Raw genomic sequence first — 17,035 nt, forward strand, 5'->3', positions numbered from 1 at the left:
CAAAGCAGTCAGACGCCGTCGCGAAGACGGTCGTACTGCTCGACGAAGGCCGACTCACACGACTCACAGCAGAAGTAGTACTCCGTCTCGTCGATGACCCGGCTGGTCCCTTCTTCGTCGACAGTGTTGCCACACTCGACACAGGTCGGAGCGAGGTCCGCCGTGCCGACACCGGGTGACCACTCCGTGTTCGCGAGGATGCTCGCGTCGACCGCCCGGACGTACTGGAGCAGGTCCCACTCTTCGAGTAGCGTCGTCACGTCGCCCTCTGGAATCGTCGCGGTAAAGAGGATGCGTGCGTCGACGGTTTGCAAGACGTGTTCGACGGCATCGACCGTTCCCAGACGGGTCGCGACTTCGCCGCTGATGTCGGGATCGACGGTCAGTTCGACGAGGACGGAGACGCCCTCTCTGAGCATCCCACGGTCGAGTTCGACGGTGAACTTCCGCAGCAGGCCCCGTTCTTGCAGGCGCTCGATGCGATCGGAGACGGCCGGGCCGGAGAGTCCGACCACGTCACCGATGTCACTGTACGGGCGACGGGCGTCTTCGAGCAAGAGTTCGAGGATTTCTCGGTCGGTATCGTCGAGCGTGTCCATGATCAGGCTGGTTCGGTGTTCTCCGGTTGACCAACGGGACGGACGTGTATGAGTTCTGCGACGCGGTCGGGCAGCGCGACTTCCTCGTCGTCGATGGCGACCGTCACCATGCCGATGGGAGCCACGTCGACGACTTCGAGCCGGCTCTCGGGTGTGATCCCCCGCTCGGAGAGATAGGCGAGTTCCTCCGGATCACGGTCGCTCACCCGCTCGACGACGACCACGTCGCCGGTGTCGTGTTCGCTCAGGGTCTCGCCGAACTCCTCGTCGAGCGGTTCCAGCGCCTCGCTTGGAATCGGATCGCCGTGGGGATCGAACTGTGGATCGTCGAGCGCTGCGGCGACCCGGCGCTCGAACTCCTCGCTGATGTGGTGTTCGAGGCGGTCGGCCTCGTCGTGGACCTCGGACCAGTCGTAGCCCAGATGTTCGGTGAGGTACGTCTCCAGTAGTCGATGGTGCCGGACGACTTCGAGCGCGACGGTCTCGCCCTCGGGCGAGAGTCGTGCGCCTTTGTACTTCTCACGCTCGACGAAGCTACGGTCTTCGAGCGTGTCGAGCATACTCGACGCCGTCGGCGGCGTCACGTCGAGCGCCTCGGCCAGCGACGAGGTCGAGACCGGTCCGTCCTCGCCACGCTGGAGCTGATAGAGGGCCTTGAGGTAGTCCTCCATTTTCGCGCTCAACATTACTGGTGAGTAGTACCATCGGAAGGAAATAAGTATCGTTGCACTGGACGAACGGCGGCGAGTGCCGTCACCGATCGGACGACCGACCGGTCTCGTCGTCGCGGCCGTCGTCTGCCTCGTCGGCCCACTTGTCACGCTGGCCCGTCAGCGCCCACAGGATCGCGTAGCCAGCCACGCCCACGACGAACAGCGTGGCAGGGATCAAAAACGGACCGAACGTCTCGACGAGTTCAGCGACGACCTGCATACACCCCCGTTGCGCCACGACCGTGATAAGTGCCAGCATCAGCTACGAGCCGACCCGTGGTTGATCGGGCGTCGTGACTCTCGAAGGTGCGACTGCCGAAAACGAGATGACCTACAGCAGGTCCTGATCGTCGAGCTGTTCGATTACGTCGTCGACGAATTCGTCGACACTATCGTAGGGGAACTCGCCGCCGAGCTTGGTGTTGAGTTCCATCGCCGTCATCGAGAAGTCCCCGGACTCGAACTTCGTCGACGGGCCGTTTGGCAGGGCCGGGACGAGGTCCATCGGGCTGGAGATCGGGTAGTCTGCGTTCTCGAACGCCTCGGTGAACTGCTCTCGCAATTCGTCTTTGTTCGCCATGTGACTCACTTTCGGTGACCGATCTAAAAAAGGATTCGACCACACCACACTTCCCCATTGTTTGGAGTTTATTCCTGGATGGGCGATTGTTGGGAGCGTCATAGCGCAGTTTCGAGGATGTGTTTGTGTGCTTCGTCGTCTGATTTGGGGTAGACGCGTTTCCGAAGCCGTAGTAGCCATTGAAAACCAATGCACATCCGATCGCACGACGCGAGTGTGATCGGTGTGTCAATCGTTTCAATTGCTACTACAGCTAAGAACAGCGTACACCAAGTGTACGACATTTTCCATCCGTTAGAGCTGATTCAACAAACTATTAGAGTTCTTTCATAGTACGGCTATCGTTAACAAAAAATATATATAGAGCCACAACGCAATAAAGGGTGGATCGATTATGGGGGAAAATCCAACAACAGATGAAGGAGTTGAAGCGAGTAGACTACCACGTGTCACCAAGTCACGTGTCGCAAAAGCAGGGGTACTGGTCGTCTTTTTGGCGGCTCTCGGCCTCTTTGCGGTACAGACGGCCGCTGCACATGGATCAACGGATGATCCAACGGGTCAGGCGCTGGCCTGTTATAACCAGGCTCAAACTGGTGAAATGAGCGAGATGTGCGAGTATGCACGCGACCAGAACTCGCAGGCGATCTACAACTGGATGGGAATTCGCGACGGTGATGCGGACGGTAACCACCAAGAGAACATCGATGACGGTGAACTCTGTAGCGCCGGAAAAGAAAGATTCGCTGCGTACGACGAACCAGGGGACTGGCCATCGACGGAGATAACGCCCGGCGAGCAGACGTTTACCCTTGATCTTACCGCGCCGCATGCAACCGAGTACATGCGGTTCTACATGACCAAGGATGGATGGAACCCAGACACTGCACTTGCGTGGGATGATCTGGAACTGATCCACGAGACTGGATCGTTCACTCCCAGTGAAACAGAAGAGATCAGTGGCATCGACGTCCCTGACCGCAACAACAAGGAACACGTAATCTACTGGGTCTGGCAGCGGTCCGATTCGCCGGAAGCGTTCTATTCGTGCTCCTACGTCGACGTAGCCGGCGCTGATGATGGCGGCGACGACGACGGCGGTTCCGACACGCCGACCGACACGCCGACCGACACGCCGACCGACACGCCGGGCGACGACTATCCGGAGTGGGACTCGTCGGTCGCATACTCCAGCGGTGACCGCGTGACCTTCGACGGCGCAGTCTGGGAAGCCAACTGGTGGACCAAGGGTGACGAACCCGGCGCCGGTGGCGACTACGGTCCGTGGACGAAGGTAAGCGACGTTGGCACCGACACGCCGACGGACACGCCAACCGACACGCCGACGGATACGCCAACCGACACGCCAACCGACACGCCGACGGATACGCCAACCGACACGCCAACCGACACGCCGACGGACACGCCAACCGACACGCCGACGGACACGCCGACCGACGACTATCCGGAATGGGACTCGTCGGTCGCCTACACCGGCGGTGACCGCGTGACCTTCGACGGTGCCGTCTGGGAGGCAAACTGGTGGACACGCGGTGACGAACCGGGCAGCGGCGGCGAGTACGGTCCCTGGGACAAAGTAGAGTAGTGAAGAGCTAACATTTCCACCGGAAGAATCGAACTGACACCTCTTTTATAGTTGCCGATTGGTTAGCGCGCGGATCCGTAAACAGACGACCACGATGGGCGGGCGCTGTCTGGAACGGTACCGTGAGGAACGCTTTGGGGTAACCGACTGTTGGGGGCGTCAGCGCACACTTTCGCGGATGGGTTTGAGTGCTTCGTGGCGGACGCGTTTCCGCAACTGGAGCGCTCTGTGGCAGGGTGTGAGTTTGTCTTTGGCGCGGTCTCGATGGGGCGACGTTGATTCGGCACGGCAGCGCGGGCAATAGACGCCGTCACGACAGCGAACCTGTGCCAGCAGATTCACGGCCCGACGCGCCGAGACGAATACATCGACTGGCATCATCGTTCGTCGGGTGGTGCGGCCGCGCCACCCTTGCCTGCTGTGACTTCCAGCTACTGCTGCGAACTGACCCACAATCCGCTACAGAAGAGCGTTCGAGTGTACTCTCACCGGGACAACCATTACCCACGCTCGGACCCCAGTAGCCGGTATGGACGACTCACGCGTGACCCGGCGTCGGCTTCTGGCGTCTGGACTCACACTGTCGGCGGGGCTGACGGGCTGTCAGCGCCCGGCGCTCTCGAATCAGGCGAGCGACGGCGAGTCCGCGGACGGGCAATCGACCGACGAGCCACGCACCGGTGGCCCAAGGGCGGCCGACACTGCGCTCGCCGACCTCGAACTCACGGGCCAGCGCATCGCTAGTGGACTGCAATCACCCGTGGGCGTCGAGATGACCGATCCCGGAGTCGGATTCGTCGTCGATCAGGTCGGAGTGATTCGTCGTCTCGACGGTGAGGGTCTCGTCGACGAGCCAGCCCTGGACGTGCGTGATCGGCTGGCATCGAGTCGCGGTGAGATGGGGTTGCTCGGTCTCGCGCTGCATCCACAGTTCTCGGAGAACGGGCGTGCGTTCGTCCGGTACAGCGGAGCGACTCGGGAAGCGACGCCGGACGGCTACTCGCACACGTTCGTTCTCTCCGAATTTCGGGCCAGCGAGGACCGAACGTCGTTCGACCCCGACTCCGAGCAGGTCCTGCTTGCGGTTCCCGAACCACAGGGCAACCACAACGCCGGCTCGGTCGTGTTCGGTCCCGACGGCTCCCTCTACGTCGGCGTCGGCGACGGCGGGGCCGGCGGCGACCAGGGGACGGGACACGTCGACGACTGGTACGACGCCGTCGACGGTGGCAACGGACAGGACGTGACGGAGAACCTCCTCGGAAGCATCCTTCGGATCGACGTCGACGGTGTGAGCGACGATGGTGATACCGACGACGACCGGCCGTACGCCATCCCCGAAGACAATCCGCTGGTCGGCCGTGACGGACTCGACGAGCAGTACGCCTGGGGGCTTCGAAACCCGTGGCGGTTCTCCTTCGGCCCGGACGGTCGTCTGTTCGTCGCAGATGTCGGTCAGTCTCGCTGGGAGGAGATCAACGTCGTCGAACGGGGCGGCAACTACGGCTGGAACGTCAGAGAGGGGCCGGACTGCTTCCAGACGAGTGACTGTCCGACAGCGACAGACGAGGGCGAACCGCTGCTCGATCCGATCATCGCGTATCCACACAGCGGCGGCGAGGTGTCTGGTGTCTCCGTCATCGGTGGCTACGTCTACACTGGCGACGCAATCCCCGTGCTCGACGGGCGCTACGTCTTTGGCGACTTCCGCGTGGACGGCCGCCTGTTCGTCGCGACCGAGGGCGACGACGGGGAGTGGACCACGACGACGGTCCCCGTCGACGGCATCGGCTCGCTACTCACCTCTTTCGGCCGCGACGCTGACGGCGAACTGCTCCTGTGTACGACCGGTCGCGACACGGAGAGCGGTGCCGTGTATCGACTGCAGCCTGCGTGAAAAAAGAGTGTTGCCGGTGGCTGTCGGGCTAGTCGTCCGCAGCGACCGGTTCGCCGTGACTGATCTCCGTCCCGAGCACGTCGAGGAACTGTGCGAGCCACTCGTCGTGGTCGGGCCACGCCTGTCCGGTGACGAGGTTGCCGTCGGTGACGACCTCGTCGACCCACGAACAGCCAGCGGCCTCACACTCGGCCCGGACAGCGGGGTAGGCGGTCATCTCGTAGCCGTCGAGGACGCCCGCTGCGGCGAGGATCTGTGGGCCGTGACACAGCGCCGCGACCGGCTTGTCGGTCTCGAAGAAGTGCCGGACCGCATCGAGGACTTCGTCGTAGGTGCGAAGGTACTCCGGTGCGCGCCCACCGGGGACGACCAGCGCATCGTAGTCGGCCGGATCGATATCGGCCATCGTCGCGTTCAGTTCGAAGTTGTGGCCGCGCTCTTCGAGGTAGGTCTGATCCCCGCGGAAGTCGTGGATGGCGGTCTTGATCACGTCGCCGCTCTCCTTGTCGGGACACACCGCGTGGACCTCGTGGCCGACCATCTGCAGGGCCTGAAAAGGGACCATTATCTCGTAGTCTTCACCGAAATCGCCGACGATCATGAGGATGTCTTTGCCCATTGGAATCACCGCGCTCGCCGCGAGCGCATCTGTCAGTGACACACTCGGCCGGGATAAAGTAGATGGCAAATTGACAGGAGTCCGTCAATCGACCGTCGGGGCCACGTCGTCCTCGGGCCGTCGGTCCGCTTCGAGCAATCGGTCGAGCGAGAGCGGACCGGCACCGAGCGTCACCAGCGCCGACGCCATGCCAAAGAGCGTGACGTGGGCCAGCACTGGATCGTCGGGCAGACCAAACAGCGTCGTTGTGAACAGCAAGAACGCGGTGAAGGCGGTCGCTCGCGTCAGCAGGCCGGCGATCAGCGCCACTCCGACCGCCGCCTCGGCGACGCCCGCACCCAGCACCCAGAGGTTCGGATCGACCGGCACGACCGCAGTGAGACCGTATTTCTCGACGACGGCAAGTGAGCGTGCCGGCGAGCCGAGTTTCTGGGTCACGCCGAGGAAGATGAACGAGACCCCGAGACCGAACCGCAGCACTGTCGGCACGTAGGTTCGATACGGCGCTGTCAGATCGTCGAGCCACGCCTTGAGCAGGTGGACTGGATCGATCTTGCCGTAGATCGTTCCCTCGGTCGACGCGATGTCGAGCAACACGTCGTCGGCGCTGGGTCGGCCCCCACCGAGCAGGAAGAGCGCGACGAAGCCGGGCAGGTATTCGAGCGCGAGCAAGGCGTCCGGGCTGATCGTGAGCGCGAACAGGTACAGCCCCGTCCCGACCGTCGTGACGATGCGCGTCCCGAGACCGAAGAGGAGACAGAAACCGATCCCGATCAGCGCCAGCCGTAACAGGGGAGCGCCGCTCGGTTCGAAGCGCAGCGCGTCGACGGGCGCGAACAGATACCCCTGGAAGCCAGCGCCGACCAGTGGCAGACCGAGGCTCAGCCGCAGCATCCACGGGATCAGGTCGTCGTACGTCGACAGCGTGGCCCGCAACACCTCGATGTCGACGACCCGTGGTCGGTAGCGCAAGTAGAGTGCCAGTCCCGCGACCACGGCGATCCCAGCCCCGAAAAAGAGCGCCGCGTTCAACGGGTCCGAGAGCGTCTCACGAACGAACGTGATCGCGTCGCGCGTCTCCGCTGTCGGGTCAGTGACGTAGTCGACGTGTGCACCCGTCGGGCGTGCGACGAACACCAGCGCGAGCAGTGTAAGGAAGGGTCTGCCGAGTCGCCGTCCGTGCATACCCACGCTTAGTGACGACGACGCGTAACTCTACCCCTTCGGTCCGTGACAGGTCGCCGTTTCGTGGACGCTCTTTGTTCGCCCGGTGTCAAAAACCCGACCGGTACAATTATATTTTCTTACTGGCTATGTGTGGTAGTGAGCGTCAACGTCGAATCGCGTATCGTCGACCGCGGAAACGACGATCACGTCGATGCTGCGTGGGAACTAAAAGAGCGGATTCGGAAGGAAGACGGTGTGCTCAGACAGCGCCGTGGCTTCTTCAGTGACGCCTATCGGCGCTCCCGTGTCTATCTCTACGTTGATGGTTCCCGAAATCGCCTGATCGGCTTCGCTGCCGTCCGCAGCGACGGATACATCCTCTTTCTGGCAGTCGACGAGGAGTACCGGGGCCACGGCTTCGGGAAACGGCTGATCGCTCGTGTCCTCGAAGACTACGGCAGCATCACCTGTCATGCACGTGCAACGAACCGTGAAGCCATCGCGTTTTACGAACATCTCGGCTTCGAGCGCAAACGCGCCATCGAGAACTACTACGAAGACGGCGGCGACGCATTTTACCTCAAACTCGGCGACGATTCGATCCGAGAGAAGCTTTCGAGTCTGCTGCGTGGGTGAGCGGCGACCGTGGCCCGACCGGGCCACTGGTCCGGAGGCGCAATACCTTTCATGGCGCTCCGCAAAGCAGTGGCCAGATGGAAGAGCGGACGCAAGCGTACTTGCGGGGACGGTTCGGCGACCACTATCGCCGGACGGAGTTTACGCCGCCGCCGGACGCCAACGAGCGCGAGTGGGGTTTCATTCCGTGGACCGACGGGCCGGGCGAGACGATGGTCCGCCACCGGTCGCTGCTCGACCTCGGGACGCTCGGCGATTTCCTCCAGCGCAAACGCCCGAAACACGTCTACTTCTCTGCCGGGCGCTATCGCGACCCCAGCGCGTCCTCGATGGGAGCGAAAGACTGGCGCTCGTCGGACCTCGTCTTCGACCTCGACGCCGACCACCTGCCGTCGGTCGAACTCGGCGAGGACAGCTACGCGGAGATGCTCGCAAAGTGTAAAGACGCCCTCTATCGCCTGCTCGATTTCCTGCGCGACGACTTTGGCTTCGAGGACCTGACGATCGTGTTTTCAGGGGGCCGGGGCTACCACGTCCACGTTCGCGATCCGGGGATTCAGACACTCGAACGCGACGCCCGCCGTGAAATCGTCGACTACGTCCGCGGGATCGGACTGGAGTTCGAACAGCTCGTCGACGAGGAGGCCGTCGCCGGCACTGCTGGCCGCTCGTCGCCCGCACAGAAACGGACGCTCGCGATCGACGGCGGGTGGAGCGGGCGCGCCCACCGCCACGTCATGACCGTGGTCGACGAACTGCTGGCACTGGACGAGGAGCGCGCCATCGATCGCCTCCGCGAGTACGAGGGGATCGGCGAAGGGAAAGCCTCGGCGGCACTCAACGCCGCGCGGGCGAACTACGACGAACTGGCCGCGGGGAACATCGACGTCCACCCCGCGTTCTTCCAGATCGCGAAGGTCCTGATGACCGAAGTGGTCGCCATCGATAACGCCCCCATCGACGAGCCGGTGACGACGGACACGAACCGTCTCATTCGCCTTCCGGGCAGTTTACACGGCGGTAGCGGGCTGTCGGTCGAGCGCATCGATCCCGACGACCTCGACGACTTCGACCCGCTCGTCGATGCGGTGCCCGAGACGTTCCGGGGCCACGACATCACGATCGATGTGACAGACGGCGGGCCGGTCGAACTCGGTGGCGACAGCTTTACATTGGAACCGGGCATTGGAACCTATCCAGAGCACGTGGGCATCTTCGCGATGGCCCGCGGGCGCGCCCAGAAGGGGAAGGAATGAATCTCGACGAACTCCAGTCCGTCCAGTCCCGCGAGCGACAGACCGACAGCCTCCAGCAACTTCGGGAGTCGTTCTACGGCGACGCAGGCGAGTTCATCCAGCAACTCCGCGAGGAACGCGAGGCTGCGGCCGAGCGCGCGGACGATCCTTTCGATTCACCCGAAATCAACAGGCTCAGCGACGACATCAACACGGCCGAGCAGACCGTCGAAGCGATCTACGAACGACGCGTCGGCAAGATCGTCAAGATGGCGTCGCTGGCCGCCGCGGACATGCCCGCCGAGGAGGAGGGGCTGACCCGCGAAGAACGGGACCTGTTCGAGACGCTGGTCGGTGCGATCGAGAACAACCGCGATCACGTCCTCGACGTGCTCGCGGGGGAAACGTCTCCGGGAGCCGTCTCTACGGGCGTCGACACGTCGGCCGGGCAGGCAAGCGAATCGACATCGACGAGTCCCGAGACACCGCAGCAAGCGCCCGACTCCACGCCGTCGCCAGCCGAACAGACCACGACCGACGCCGACGAGTCGGCAGCGGTCGACGCGGCCGACGTGATGGGGGCCGGCGACGCGTCGGCCGACGACCTGCCACCGGAGATCCCGCCGGACGAACCTCCGTCGGGCGGCGGACCGGACGTCGACGACCCGGCACCACCGAGTCCCGATCAATCGCCGGCATCGGATGGCGGGACCGTTCCATCGACGCCGTCGGACGACGCACCAGCGGCCCCGACGACGGCCGACGACGCCGACACAACCGCAGCGGTCGATCGGACGACCGTCAGAATTACCGACGACGTGGGCGAAATCTTCGGGATCGATCAGCGTGAGTACGATCTCTCGACCGACGACGTCGTGACCCTGCCAGAACAGAACGCGACACCGCTCGTCGAACGCGACGCCGCCGAACCGATCGAGTGACCACCTGTCGGCACCGTTTTTCCACACTCGATATTCCGCTTCGGTCGATTCAGGCCGTTACCGGGGGCCGCTCACCGAGTCGAAGGTCGACGGTCCGTCGCTCGCCATCGCGGATGATTTTGACCGAAATAGTGTCGCCCGGCGACGTCTCCAGGGCCAGGAACGACGACAGGTGCTGACGCGAGGGCGTCGGCGTCTCGTCCATCTGCACGACCACGTCGCCGCCGACCGGAGCCTGTACGCCGTTGATCTGTTCGTCGCCAGTCGATCCTTCGAGGACGTCGTCCGATGGTTCACCGTCGACGACCTCGTCGATGTAGACGCCATCCGACGTGTCGAGGTCGTTTGCTTCGACGAGCAACGGCGACAGATCCGTCAGCCGGACGCCCATGTACGAGTGGCGATAGTCCCCGGTGTCGACGAGCGCGGGGACGACCCGCTGGGTGAGTGCCGCGGAGATGCCAAAGCCGATGTTGTCCCCACCGCCGGAGTTGATGACGCCGACAACGTTCCCGTCTAGGTCCACGAGTGGGCCGCCGCTGTTGCCCGGATTGACCGCCGCATCCGTCTGGATTGCATCGGAGATGGAGAACCCGTTTGCGGCCGGGAGCGTCCGGTCGACACCGGAGACGATACCCGCCGAGACCGAGCCAGCGAGACCGAAGGGGTTGCCGATGGCGAGGACTTCCGTCCCGACGCCGGGTTCGGACTGAACGAACGAGAGTGGCGTCGCACCCTCGGGTTTTTCGGTGATTTCGAGAACCGCAAGATCACTGTACACGTCGGTCGCGACCGTCGACGATTCGAGCCATCCCGACTCGCGATATCTGACGTAGACGTCGTCGGCGTCGCTGACGACGTGCTCGTTCGTGACCAGATAGCGGTCGCTGTAGACGAACGCGCTTCCCTGCCCACTCTGGCCGGTGCCGGTGTACGTCCGCACCGTCGCGACCGAATCCGCGACTCGATCGTACGCGTCTCGGTACCGACGGCTGACCGACGAGTCCCCGGTCGTACGCTCGCCGGAACTGGCCGACGCGGTCGTCGCTTCGGAATCGTCTCTCTGTGACATCCCCGTCTGAAGTTGCTCTGACGACGGGGCCTGACAGCCGGCGACGGCGGCACCGATCGCGGTCCCGATCGATCCCAGTACCGCCCGGCGTGACAACTGATCGTCCATACCGTTTGTTCCGGTGGCGGGCGAATAAACCCTAGCCCGACGACCAGCATCCATTCCTCCGGGCCACAACCTTGAGGATGGTCGTCGTCCTATCCGTGGGCATGTCTTCCACGGACGAATCGTCGTCGGTTCCACATCCACCCTTCCTGCTGGCGGGAATCCGGTGTGCGCTCGAAATGGTGCTGGTCGCCGTGACCATCGGGCTGATCGGCCTGCCCACCGAGAATCCGCTGTACCTGTCGGTGGTCGTTGTGCTGGCGGTCATCGGGATGGTCGTCGTTCTCTTCTGGAGCCTCAATCAACACATCGATCGCTGGATCAAGTACGCACAGGGCAAGCCGACCTTCGAACAGGAAGAGTGGTTTTGATCCATCGGTGGTTCGCCGGACGGGACACGCTTTCTGGGTGAGGCGTGCAATCGCGACGTGTTCGTCGACGGGGCTGGCAGCGACGGGCACGCGCTCACCAGTATATATTTGAGTGCGCCCGGCGGACACCCACTAATGGCCGACCGAGACGACGTGTGCGTACTCATCCCGACGTACAACGAAGTGGCGACGATCGGGGAAGTCGTCGAATCGTTCGTCACCGAGGGGTTCGACGACGTGCTCGTGATCGACGGCGGCTCCGACGACGGGACGCGGGCCGCTGCGACGGACGCAGGGGCTCGCGTCGTCGAACAGTCCGGGACCGGACAGGGGTCCGGCAAGGGACAGGCCGTCCGCGAGGCGCTCGACCGGCACGTCCACCGCCCGTACGTTCTCATGCTCGATGGCGACGCGACCTATCGCCCCGACGAGGCCCATCGACTGCTCGAACCGCTCTTCGCTGGCGACGCCGACCACGTCGTCGGCAACCGATTCGCCGATATGGAAGACGGCGCGATGACGCGACTCAATCAGATCGGCAACAGCGTCATCAACACGGCGTTTTCGCTCATTCACGGTCGCAATCTCACGGACATCCTCTCGGGGTATCGGGCGTTCACGCTGGAGTCAGTTCAGCAGTTCAACCTCACCGCCGATGGCTTTGGCATCGAGACGGAACTCTCCGTCGAGTGTGTCAAACACGGCGTGTCGACGACGGTCGTTCCGATCACCTATCAGGCCCGGCCGGACGACTCGGAGACGAACCTCCGTCCGTTCCGCGACGGGGCCGTCATCATCGTCACGCTCTACCGGATGGCGAAGACCAACAATCCGCTGTTCTACTTCGGGAGCGTCGGCGTCGCCAGCACGCTGGTCGGGCTTGGATTGGCGGCCTACGTCGGCTACAAGTGGTTCTTCGTCAACATATCTCACGAAGTGCTCGCAGTCGTCGCCGCGTCGGGCATTCTCTTTGGCGTCCAGTTGCTCATGTTCGGCGTCCTCTCGGACATGATCGTCGCGCTCAACCGCGAACAGACCCGACAGCTCGGCGAAATCGCTCGCCAATTGAGCGACGAATCACCGAGCGCGGCCGCTGGCAAGCGCGACGAACGAACGACCTCGGTCGAAGACGAGCGATCGGAGACGAGCGAAGAGCCGGCCAGTTTCAGCAATTAAAACGGAACGAGCGCCCGTAACTGGGCGAGGATGCTGTTCGTCGTCGCTTCTCTCCGGGCCTCGAAGACGGGATGCAGTGTGTTCAGCAACTCCTGTTCGGTCTCGAACTTCTGTCTCGGAACCTCGTCGAGTGCTTCTGCGACGGTGATCGAATTGCCGGTCGCGTCGAACGGGACCGGTCGGTGACCGATCTCTGTCCGCAGCGTACTCGCGTCGATCGGATACTCGATGTCGGCGTCGCTCAGCGTCGCGTCGAGTGCGGCGATGCCGAATTCGATCGCGTTCGGTTCCTCGCCGTCGTCTGCTGGTGGCCGGACTCCCATCGTCCGGTACCTTGACCGCAGGGGTGGAAAAAGCTACGTTGTCGTGTTATCGGCAGCGATCAGTTCGGTGTCGCGGCGGCGTCGTCGAGCCACTCGTCGGCCCACGCACCGATCTCGTCGAAGACGCCGTCGAGTGCTTCGCCCCGTTCTGTCAGGGTGTAGTACGTCGCGACAGGAGCGGCCTCTTCGACGCGCCGATCGACGAACGATCGCTCCTGAAGATCATCGAGTACGCGCGAAAGCGTCCGTGAACTGGTCCCGGTCTGGCGCTTCAGTTCGTTAAAGCGGAGTTCTCGGTCCTGAAGTTCGTACAGGACGGCCAGTCGCCACTTCGAACCGATCAGATCGAACGATTCGACGACCTGGCACGTTTCGTCGGGTTCGGATGAGAACGTCGAGGACATCGTGTATCCTATTGTTGTCGTGGATCGATATATAGGTTCGGTACCGAACCAGGTACTGCTAAGAAACCTACTTGCACGGCACAACCACTGCGCCAGTGATAAGCCACCACCGTCCATGGCTGTTGACATGGCGCAGGTTCCGGTGCCGGCGATCCCGGGGTGGGTCCCAGTCGAGACGATCACTGTCGTGTGTGCGGTGCTCGCATCCATCGCCGTGATCGTCTGGACCAGCGACGAGACCGAGCGACCGGTCGCGCGCCTCCGTCGCCGACTGGTCCTCGGGGTGCCGTGGGGGACGGCGATCACGATCCTCGGCGTCCTGATGGTGTACCTGATCGTACAGGGCGCGGTCGACGATATTCGTGATCCACTGGTGCTCCCGTTCCGATCCTGGTCGTACTTCTACCCGCTCGGGATGATCTCGGCCGCCTTCTCACATTCGAGTCTCAACCACATCACCGGCAATCTGGTGGGGACGGCGATGTTCGCGCCGATCGTCGAGTACGCGTGGGGTCACTATCCGAGACGGCGCGGGACCCAGACCTTCACCTCGCCGCTGACTAACCCCATCGTTCGGATACTGCTCGTCCCCGTTGCCGTCGTTGTCGTCGGTCTGTTCACCGCCGCCTTCGCGCTCGGGCCAGTGATCGGTTTTTCCGGTGTCGTCTTCGCGTTTGCCGGGTTCGCACTGACACAGCGACCGATCGCCGCGGCGCTGGCGATCCTCGCCGACCGGGTGTTCGGACTGATCGTCACGGCGATCCAGACCCCGCGCGTCGTCGCGCTGCCCCGACCCCGCATCATCACCCCGTGGTGGGCCAACATCGCCATCCAGGGCCACGCCATTGGAATCCTCACCGGTATCCTGCTTGGCGTTGCCCTGTGTTACGCTCGGGATCGATGGCCCAGACCGTCCCGGGTGTGGTTCGCCCTGCTGGCCTACGCGAGTTTTCAGGGGCTGTGGGCGCTGTTCATCCCGCAGGGCAACGGACGGTACGTGATGTTTCGCTGGATCGGCGTGGCGCTGATCTTCGTCCTCGCCACCGTCATCGTCCTCGCACTCCATGGGGAGTACGATCTCGAATCGGCCCTGAATCTACAGTTGCTCGCCGTCGTCCGACGCGGTCGGAGCGACTTCGACCTCGCTGGCGTCGTCGGCGTCGCCGCACTGACCGTCGTCGTCGTCCTCACGGCAGCGCTCAGTGGTGCTGCCATCCCCTACAACGTCGCGCCGGTCGGACACGCCGACGCGCCCGGTCCCGGTGTCGAAGTCCGTGACTACACTGTCTCCTACGGGGAGAACGTCCCCGACGGCTACGTCAACAGCGTCTCGATCCCCTTCGCCGGAAGCCCGACCGCGATCAACACCAGCGGCGTGATCGTCACCAGCGAGCGCCGCCACGTCTGGCAAACGGTCGTGCTCGACGCCCAGTTACAGAATCGCGGCTTCGCCACCGTCGAAGTCGGTGGTCTCGGCTGGCGGCGAAACGTCTACGTCAACCGGACAGGGTGGCAACCGACCGGGAACAGTAGCGTCTACAAGGTGTACATCCGGCCCAGCGGCGGGGAGCGGACACTCGCGTTCACGAGTCAGGCGCGACGGGCCGCGCCGATCATCGGCGGCCGGAATGTCACCCTGCGCCCACGGGACAGTGGCTTCGGATTCCGTGTCACGCAGGCAAACCGGACGCTCGGAACGGCCCCGCTACCGTCTCACGGGCGTACCACGACTGCCGGCGGGATCACGTTCACGCGTGACAATGCCGTTATTATCGCGAGCTACGAGCAGACGCGACTGCGGATCGCAAAGCAAACCGGGACCGGCCCAAACATATAGCTCACCACTCGATGCGATACACTTCGGCCGTGATCGCCCGTGATTCCTCGTCGTGGAAGTCGAACTGGCGGGGAATCTCGAACTCCGTCTGGTAGGAGTCCGTGACGGTGCCGCCGTTGTCCCCGGCAAAGGAGCCGACGAACTCCTGACTGCCCTCGTTGTGGATCGAGTACGAGACACTCGAAATCCGGGCTGTCGTCGACAGAAACGCGCGGTCCGCGTGCTCGTTCCCGGACTGGGCACCGAACGGCGGATTCATCACGACCGTCGTCTCGTCGGGCACCGTTGCCAGTGGGGCCTGTCCCGCATCGCCCTGAATCCAGGAGACGGAGGTCGTCGAGGCGACCTTGCGTTCGTTCGTCCGGGCGGTCTCCAGTGGCGACCGGTCGAGATCCAACCCGACGGCACGTTTCGGCCCTCTGAGGGCCGCTCCAAGTGCCAGCATCCCCGTCCCACAGCCCAGATCGACGACCGTTCGATCCTCGATATCACCGCGGAGGTCCGCCAGATGGATCAGGTGGGCCGCGAGTTCCGGCGGGGTGCGATACTGTTCGAGCGGCGCTCGTGGATCGTCGAACCCCGCTACCACACCGAGTTGCTGGGCCAGCGCCCGCTTGGTCGACATCGACTGCTACTATTGGGGACGGACGCAAAAGCTTAGTGACTGTCCCCCGGTCCCGGCCTGAGCAGTTCGATGACGAACCGTGATCCGCCGCGCTCGCTCTCTTCTACCCACACGTCGCCCCCGTAGGAGGCCACCATCGCGCTGACGAAGTACAGACCAAAGCCCGACCCCGAGGAATTTGCCCCCTGTTGCCCGCGTTCGAAGATGCGTTCTCGATCCGCGTGTGCGATCCCCGGCCCGTCGTCACTGATCGCGATCCGAACGACGCGGTCGTGCGTGTCGACAGTGACTTCGACATCGACCGAGCCGTCGGTGTGCTCGATGGCGTTCGTCAACACGTTGCCGACCACGTCGCCCAGTAGCTTGTCGGCCATGGCGCGCTGGCCGTCGGGACAGTCGACCGTGATCGTCGACTGGCGGGCGATCTGGCTCGCCCGCCGTGCTTCCGCTTCGAGCACCGACTGCAGTTCGACTGGTGCGATATCGCCGCTCTCTCCGTCGGTCAGTGTCTGGAGCGTCGAACGGACCTTTCGCGTCAGGTCAGTCACGTTCTCGCTCCAGTCGACGATGGTCGCTGCCCACTCGCCGCGTTCACCGTCGAGTTCCGCTTCGAGCAGTTCGCCCCGACTCTGGATCACGTTCATCCCGTTCAGGATGTCGTGGCGCAAGATGCTGTTGAAAAACTCCATCTGTTCGTTCTGGCGCTGCAGTTTCCGCTGCTGTCGACTGCGGACGACCGCGTACCGCAGTGATCTGACGAGGCGATCCCCGTCGAGTTCGCCCTTCGGCAGGTAATCTTGTGCGCCTCGTTCGATCGCTTCCATGGCAGCCTCTCGGTCGTCCATCCCGGTCAGGACGATGATCGGTAGGTCACCGACGACCTCTCGGGCGCGGTCGAGTGTGTTCAGCCCGGAACTCTCCGGGAGTCCGAGATCTAGCAGGAGAACGTCGAAGCTTGCCGAAGAGAGTGTCTCCTCGGCTCCCGCCAGTGACTCCTCGTGGTGGATCGTCACGTCGTCGACGAAGTGGGCGACCGACGGCGAGGCGAGGTGATGTTCGACGAGTTTGGCGTCCCCCGGATTGTCCTCGACGAGGAGCGCGTCCAGATTTGATGTCTCGCTCGCCATCG

Annotated in this window: 19 protein-coding genes and 1 pseudogene; 8 read left to right on the forward strand and 12 right to left on the reverse strand. The window is 63.4% G+C overall.

Annotated features, from left to right (window positions below):
• Positions 1–8: 8 nt before the first annotated feature.
• From AC5FRW_RS06310 to AC5FRW_RS06325, 4 genes are all read right to left on the reverse strand, one after another.
• Positions 9–599 carry an AsnC family transcriptional regulator gene (locus AC5FRW_RS06310; RefSeq protein ID WP_493567585.1) on the reverse strand — a complete coding sequence of 197 codons (591 nt, stop codon included), beginning with the start codon at positions 597–599 and terminating at the stop codon, positions 9–11.
• Between the two features lie 2 nt (positions 600–601).
• Positions 602–1,285: a metal-dependent transcriptional regulator gene (locus tag AC5FRW_RS06315; protein WP_493567586.1), complete on the reverse strand. Its 684-nt coding sequence runs from the start codon at positions 1,283–1,285 to the stop codon at positions 602–604.
• A 67-nt stretch (positions 1,286–1,352) separates the two neighbouring features.
• Positions 1,353–1,532 (reverse strand): hypothetical protein, encoded by a 180-nt coding sequence (locus tag AC5FRW_RS06320; RefSeq protein ID WP_493567587.1) that lies wholly within the window; start codon positions 1,530–1,532, stop codon positions 1,353–1,355.
• Between the two features lie 111 nt (positions 1,533–1,643).
• Positions 1,644–1,892 carry an MTH865 family protein gene (locus AC5FRW_RS06325; RefSeq protein ID WP_493567588.1) on the reverse strand — a complete coding sequence of 83 codons (249 nt, stop codon included), beginning with the start codon at positions 1,890–1,892 and terminating at the stop codon, positions 1,644–1,646.
• Between the two features lie 394 nt (positions 1,893–2,286).
• On the opposite strand from AC5FRW_RS06325, the gene AC5FRW_RS06330 reads away from it, so the two are divergent.
• Positions 2,287–3,498, forward strand: a complete 1,212-nt coding sequence (locus AC5FRW_RS06330) for a lytic polysaccharide monooxygenase (protein ID WP_493567589.1) — start codon at positions 2,287–2,289, stop codon at positions 3,496–3,498.
• Between the two features lie 276 nt (positions 3,499–3,774).
• Here AC5FRW_RS06330 and AC5FRW_RS06335 read toward each other — a convergent pair.
• Positions 3,775–3,879 (reverse strand): annotated as a pseudogene (locus AC5FRW_RS06335) (IS1595 family transposase); the annotation flags it as partial.
• A 148-nt stretch (positions 3,880–4,027) separates the two neighbouring features.
• Between AC5FRW_RS06335 and AC5FRW_RS06340 the strand changes: the two are divergent.
• Positions 4,028–5,395, forward strand: a complete 1,368-nt coding sequence (locus AC5FRW_RS06340; RefSeq protein ID WP_493567590.1) for a PQQ-dependent sugar dehydrogenase — start codon at positions 4,028–4,030, stop codon at positions 5,393–5,395.
• 28 nt (positions 5,396–5,423) lie between these two features.
• On the opposite strand, the gene AC5FRW_RS06345 is transcribed toward AC5FRW_RS06340, so the two are convergent.
• Both AC5FRW_RS06345 and AC5FRW_RS06350 read right to left on the reverse strand, forming a co-directional pair.
• Entirely contained in the window at positions 5,424–6,014 is a 591-nt protein-coding gene (locus AC5FRW_RS06345) for a DJ-1/PfpI family protein (RefSeq protein WP_493567824.1), read from the reverse strand.
• An 84-nt stretch (positions 6,015–6,098) separates the two neighbouring features.
• A complete protein-coding gene (locus tag AC5FRW_RS06350) occupies positions 6,099–7,199 on the reverse strand; it encodes a DoxX family protein (RefSeq protein ID WP_493567591.1) in 1,101 nt (366 codons plus the stop codon).
• A 138-nt stretch (positions 7,200–7,337) separates the two neighbouring features.
• On the opposite strand from AC5FRW_RS06350, the gene AC5FRW_RS06355 reads away from it, so the two are divergent.
• The 3 genes from AC5FRW_RS06355 to AC5FRW_RS06365 all read left to right on the forward strand — a co-directional run bounded on the left by AC5FRW_RS06355 (position 7,338) and on the right by AC5FRW_RS06365 (position 9,993).
• Complete coding sequence (locus AC5FRW_RS06355) at positions 7,338–7,817, forward strand: GNAT family N-acetyltransferase (RefSeq protein ID WP_493567592.1); 480 nt, start codon at positions 7,338–7,340, stop codon at positions 7,815–7,817.
• Between the two features lie 77 nt (positions 7,818–7,894).
• Positions 7,895–9,073, forward strand: coding sequence for a DNA primase small subunit PriS (priS, locus tag AC5FRW_RS06360; RefSeq protein WP_493567593.1), 1,179 nt, complete (start codon positions 7,895–7,897; stop codon positions 9,071–9,073).
• Positions 9,070–9,993: a DNA replication complex subunit Gins51 gene (locus AC5FRW_RS06365; protein WP_493567594.1), complete on the forward strand. Its 924-nt coding sequence runs from the start codon at positions 9,070–9,072 to the stop codon at positions 9,991–9,993. The genes priS and AC5FRW_RS06365 overlap by 4 nt, the downstream gene beginning before the upstream one ends.
• 49 nt (positions 9,994–10,042) lie before the next feature.
• On the opposite strand, the gene AC5FRW_RS06370 is transcribed toward AC5FRW_RS06365, so the two are convergent.
• Positions 10,043–11,173 (reverse strand): S1C family serine protease, encoded by a 1,131-nt coding sequence (locus tag AC5FRW_RS06370; protein WP_493567595.1) that lies wholly within the window; start codon positions 11,171–11,173, stop codon positions 10,043–10,045.
• Between the two features lie 101 nt (positions 11,174–11,274).
• On the opposite strand from AC5FRW_RS06370, the gene AC5FRW_RS06375 reads away from it, so the two are divergent.
• A complete protein-coding gene (locus AC5FRW_RS06375) occupies positions 11,275–11,541 on the forward strand; it encodes a hypothetical protein (RefSeq protein WP_493567596.1) in 267 nt (88 codons plus the stop codon).
• A 135-nt stretch (positions 11,542–11,676) separates the two neighbouring features.
• On the forward strand, positions 11,677–12,717 hold the full coding sequence (gene aglJ / locus AC5FRW_RS06380; RefSeq protein ID WP_493567597.1) for an S-layer glycoprotein N-glycosyltransferase AglJ: 1,041 nt from the start codon (positions 11,677–11,679) through the stop codon (positions 12,715–12,717).
• On the opposite strand, the gene AC5FRW_RS06385 is transcribed toward aglJ, so the two are convergent.
• Positions 12,714–13,040 carry a hypothetical protein gene (locus tag AC5FRW_RS06385; protein WP_493567598.1) on the reverse strand — a complete coding sequence of 109 codons (327 nt, stop codon included), beginning with the start codon at positions 13,038–13,040 and terminating at the stop codon, positions 12,714–12,716. The genes aglJ and AC5FRW_RS06385 overlap by 4 nt on opposite strands.
• A 59-nt stretch (positions 13,041–13,099) precedes the next feature.
• Positions 13,100–13,444, reverse strand: a complete 345-nt coding sequence (locus AC5FRW_RS06390) for a winged helix-turn-helix transcriptional regulator (RefSeq protein WP_493567599.1) — start codon at positions 13,442–13,444, stop codon at positions 13,100–13,102.
• A gap of 127 nt (positions 13,445–13,571) precedes the next feature.
• Between AC5FRW_RS06390 and AC5FRW_RS06395 the strand changes: the two genes are divergently transcribed.
• Positions 13,572–15,281, forward strand: a complete 1,710-nt coding sequence (locus tag AC5FRW_RS06395; RefSeq protein WP_493567600.1) for a rhomboid family intramembrane serine protease — start codon at positions 13,572–13,574, stop codon at positions 15,279–15,281.
• A 1-nt stretch (position 15,282) separates the two neighbouring features.
• Here the strand turns inward: AC5FRW_RS06395 and AC5FRW_RS06400 are convergent, their stop codons facing one another.
• Both AC5FRW_RS06400 and AC5FRW_RS06405 read right to left on the reverse strand, forming a co-directional pair.
• Positions 15,283–15,906, reverse strand: coding sequence for an METTL5 family protein (locus AC5FRW_RS06400; RefSeq protein ID WP_493567601.1), 624 nt, complete (start codon positions 15,904–15,906; stop codon positions 15,283–15,285).
• 32 nt (positions 15,907–15,938) lie between these two features.
• Complete coding sequence (locus AC5FRW_RS06405; protein WP_493567602.1) at positions 15,939–17,033, reverse strand: sensor histidine kinase; 1,095 nt, start codon at positions 17,031–17,033, stop codon at positions 15,939–15,941.
• Between the last annotated feature and the right edge of the window lie 2 nt (positions 17,034–17,035).

The organism is Halomicrobium sp. HArcht3-1 (assembly GCF_058933345.1).

Coding starts and splice junctions, on each gene's coding strand:
- AC5FRW_RS06370 (WP_493567595.1), bottom strand. CDS start 11,173: ATGGACGATCAGTTGTCACGCCGGGCGGTACTGGGATCGATCGGGACC.
- AC5FRW_RS06390 (WP_493567599.1), bottom strand. CDS start 13,444: ATGTCCTCGACGTTCTCATCCGAACCCGACGAAACGTGCCAGGTCGTC.
- AC5FRW_RS06325 (WP_493567588.1), bottom strand. CDS start 1,892: ATGGCGAACAAAGACGAATTGCGAGAGCAGTTCACCGAGGCGTTCGAG.
- AC5FRW_RS06375 (WP_493567596.1), top strand. CDS start 11,275: ATGTCTTCCACGGACGAATCGTCGTCGGTTCCACATCCACCCTTCCTG.
- AC5FRW_RS06345 (WP_493567824.1), bottom strand. CDS start 6,014: ATGGGCAAAGACATCCTCATGATCGTCGGCGATTTCGGTGAAGACTAC.
- AC5FRW_RS06385 (WP_493567598.1), bottom strand. CDS start 13,040: ATGGGAGTCCGGCCACCAGCAGACGACGGCGAGGAACCGAACGCGATC.
- AC5FRW_RS06350 (WP_493567591.1), bottom strand. CDS start 7,199: ATGCACGGACGGCGACTCGGCAGACCCTTCCTTACACTGCTCGCGCTG.
- AC5FRW_RS06395 (WP_493567600.1), top strand. CDS start 13,572: ATGGCGCAGGTTCCGGTGCCGGCGATCCCGGGGTGGGTCCCAGTCGAG.
- AC5FRW_RS06365 (WP_493567594.1), top strand. CDS start 9,070: ATGAATCTCGACGAACTCCAGTCCGTCCAGTCCCGCGAGCGACAGACC.
- AC5FRW_RS06405 (WP_493567602.1), bottom strand. CDS start 17,033: ATGGCGAGCGAGACATCAAATCTGGACGCGCTCCTCGTCGAGGACAAT.
- AC5FRW_RS06310 (WP_493567585.1), bottom strand. CDS start 599: ATGGACACGCTCGACGATACCGACCGAGAAATCCTCGAACTCTTGCTC.
- AC5FRW_RS06330 (WP_493567589.1), top strand. CDS start 2,287: ATGGGGGAAAATCCAACAACAGATGAAGGAGTTGAAGCGAGTAGACTA.
- aglJ (WP_493567597.1), top strand. CDS start 11,677: ATGGCCGACCGAGACGACGTGTGCGTACTCATCCCGACGTACAACGAA.
- AC5FRW_RS06400 (WP_493567601.1), bottom strand. CDS start 15,906: ATGTCGACCAAGCGGGCGCTGGCCCAGCAACTCGGTGTGGTAGCGGGG.
- AC5FRW_RS06315 (WP_493567586.1), bottom strand. CDS start 1,285: ATGTTGAGCGCGAAAATGGAGGACTACCTCAAGGCCCTCTATCAGCTC.
- priS (WP_493567593.1), top strand. CDS start 7,895: ATGGAAGAGCGGACGCAAGCGTACTTGCGGGGACGGTTCGGCGACCAC.
- AC5FRW_RS06320 (WP_493567587.1), bottom strand. CDS start 1,532: ATGCAGGTCGTCGCTGAACTCGTCGAGACGTTCGGTCCGTTTTTGATC.
- AC5FRW_RS06340 (WP_493567590.1), top strand. CDS start 4,028: ATGGACGACTCACGCGTGACCCGGCGTCGGCTTCTGGCGTCTGGACTC.